Origin of the sequence: Nocardioides sp. NPDC057577, assembly GCF_042801335.1 — a bacterium.
In the GTDB taxonomy this organism is placed as follows: domain Bacteria; phylum Actinomycetota; class Actinomycetes; order Propionibacteriales; family Nocardioidaceae; genus Nocardioides.
This window is the reverse complement of sequence record NZ_JBHVGB010000312.1, coordinates 1-2,383: the sequence shown is the minus strand read 5'-3', so window position 1 is coordinate 2,383 and position 2,383 is coordinate 1. Positions and strand designations below refer to the sequence as shown.

General features: G+C 65.3%; 2 protein-coding genes. Both read left to right on the top strand.

Features of this window, described 5'->3' with window-relative positions; genetic code table 11:
• Window positions 1-647: 647 nt before the first annotated feature.
• A complete protein-coding gene (locus ACFU7D_RS29330) occupies window positions 648-1,670 on the top strand; it encodes an LLM class flavin-dependent oxidoreductase (protein WP_378873985.1) in 1,023 nt (340 codons plus the stop codon).
• A gap of 120 nt (window positions 1,671-1,790) precedes the next feature.
• Entirely contained in the window at window positions 1,791-2,288 is a 498-nt protein-coding gene (locus tag ACFU7D_RS29325; protein WP_378727196.1) for a DUF4919 domain-containing protein, read from the top strand.
• Window positions 2,289-2,383 lie beyond the last annotated feature (95 nt).

Below are 2,383 nucleotides of genomic sequence, written 5' to 3'. Positions count from 1 at the left end.
CGACTGCGGTGGTCACCGTTTCTGGACGCCCGAGACAGCTGACGCCAGGTCGTTCAGCGAGCGCCGGCGACCTCCAGTAGCTCCGCTACCTCGTGGGCGCGGCAGTCGCACTCGGAGTCGCACGGCAAGAAGCGGTGACGTGCGTGACCGCAGTCGCGGCACGGCATGTCGTGAGAAAGCGTGAAGCTCTGCACCTCAACGGTGTCCCACATAATTAATTCATCCCCCAGAGAATGTTGGTTGGCCTTATATCGGTGAAACTGCATCGGTGAAGCTGCCTGATATGTAACACGATAATCCGCGACTTCGGAAGAGCTCGGACAACACGCCGAGACATTGTTTTCCCTGGTCAGTCGACCGATATGATTATTCGGTCGACCGATAGATAAACTCATAAGGGGCAGTTGTTGATGCCGTGTGGACGTTCGCTTTACCGGGCGCACGAAGGAACTCTCGCGTGTTGATCGAATGAGAACAGAACGCAGAACTGCAGGTCACCACCGACAAGGTGGTGTCAGTTCGAGGGCGGTTCCGGAGAGCGGAACGCCCAGAGGCGAAGGTCCCAGCCGCCCTGGCTGACCCGAGCCGGTCGGCGTCCGGGACCCCTCGGAGGGAATCTCGCGGGACTGTTGAGAGTTCTACTAGTCGTGAAGAACATCGGATTCTTGTCTTTCGGCCACTGGACACCGTCGCCCTACTCGCAGACGCAGTCGGCACGGGATGCGCTGATCCAGGGGATCGACCTCGCGGTCGCCGCCGAGGAGCTGGGTGTGGACGGTGCGTACTTCCGGGTCCACCACTTCGCCCGCCAGTACGCCTCGCCCTTTCCGCTGCTGTCCGCGGTCGGCGCCCGCACCTCGAGGATCGAGATCGGCACCGGTGTCATCGACATGCGCTACGAGAACCCGCTCTACATGGCTGAGGACTCGGCGGCCGCCGACCTCATCTCCGGCGAGCGCCTGCAGCTCGGGATCAGCCGCGGCTCACCCGAGCAGGTCATCGACGGGTGGCGCTACTTCGGCTACGACCCCGGCGACAGCGCCTCCGAGGCCGACATGGCACGTGCTCACACCGAGACGTACCTCAAGATCATCGAGGGGGTGGAGTTCGCCGAGCCCAACCCGCGGCCGATGTTCCCCAACCCGCCGGGCAAGCTCCGGGTCGAGCCCTACTCCGAGACCCTGCGCGACCGGATCTGGTGGGGTTCGAGCTCGCTGGCGACCGCGCGCTGGGCGGCGGGACTCGGGATGAACCTGCAGAGCTCGACCCTCAAGAACGACGAGAACGGCAAGCCGTTCCACATCCAGCAGCGCGAGCAGATCGAGGCCTACCGCGAAGCATGGAGGGAGGCCGGACACGAGCGGGAGCCGCGCGTCTCGGTCTCGCGCTCCATCTTCGCCCTCGTCAACGACGAGGACCGGCGCTACTTCGGTCTCGACCGGCAGGCCAAGGACCAGATCGGCAACATCGACGACCAGACCCGCGCGATCTTCGGGCGTTCGTACGCCGCCGAGCCCGACGTCCTGGTCAAGGAGCTCGCCGAGGACGAGGCGATCCAAGCCGCCGACACGCTGCTGATCACGGTGCCGAACCAGCTCGGCGTCGACTACAACGCACATGCCCTGGAGAGCATCCTGACCCACGTCGCCCCTGATCTCGGCTGGCGATAGAAACCGGGGGGCCGCGCAACTTCCGAGTCACAATAGGGCGCATAATCGTTGTCAACCGCCCCACGTGGCCGCACCATTGGCTACCGTGCATGGCGACCGTTATTCAAGGGGGGACCCCTGTTGGCCACGTACGCTGAGCTGCTCGACGTCTATCTTCGCGATCCCGGCCCGGAGTCGCTGAGAGCCCTACGTGAGGCGATCCTGGAAGCTCCGAACTTCCGGCCCGATCTCGAGATCACCGAGATGGTCGCCCCGATGATGTCGGTCGGCGACTACGCCGGCGCGATCGCCGCGGTCCATGGGCTGATGCCTGGCGCGATCTTCAGCCCTTCGGCCCACACCGCCCTCGCTGACGCCCAGCGCGGCCTCGGCAACCTCGAGCAGGCCCAACGCGAGTCGATCCTGGCCCAGTCAGCGCTCGACAGCATCATCAGCACGGGAGAGGGCACCGAGTCCGAGCCGTGGTCGGTGCTGCGGACCAGCGACGCCTACGACGTGGTGCTGGCCTCGGGCAAGACGCCGCGTTCACAGGTCGCCGTCGGCAAGCTCGACCGGATCGTCTGCACCGACTCGACGGTCTGGTTCTTCGACACCAGCAACGACTTCGCCAGGGCCTGACCGAGCACGTGCCCAGTTCCGTACTGATCACCGGGGCGGCCGCCGGCATCGGCCGCGCGACCGCCCTACGGTTCGCCCGCGAAGGATGGCTCGTC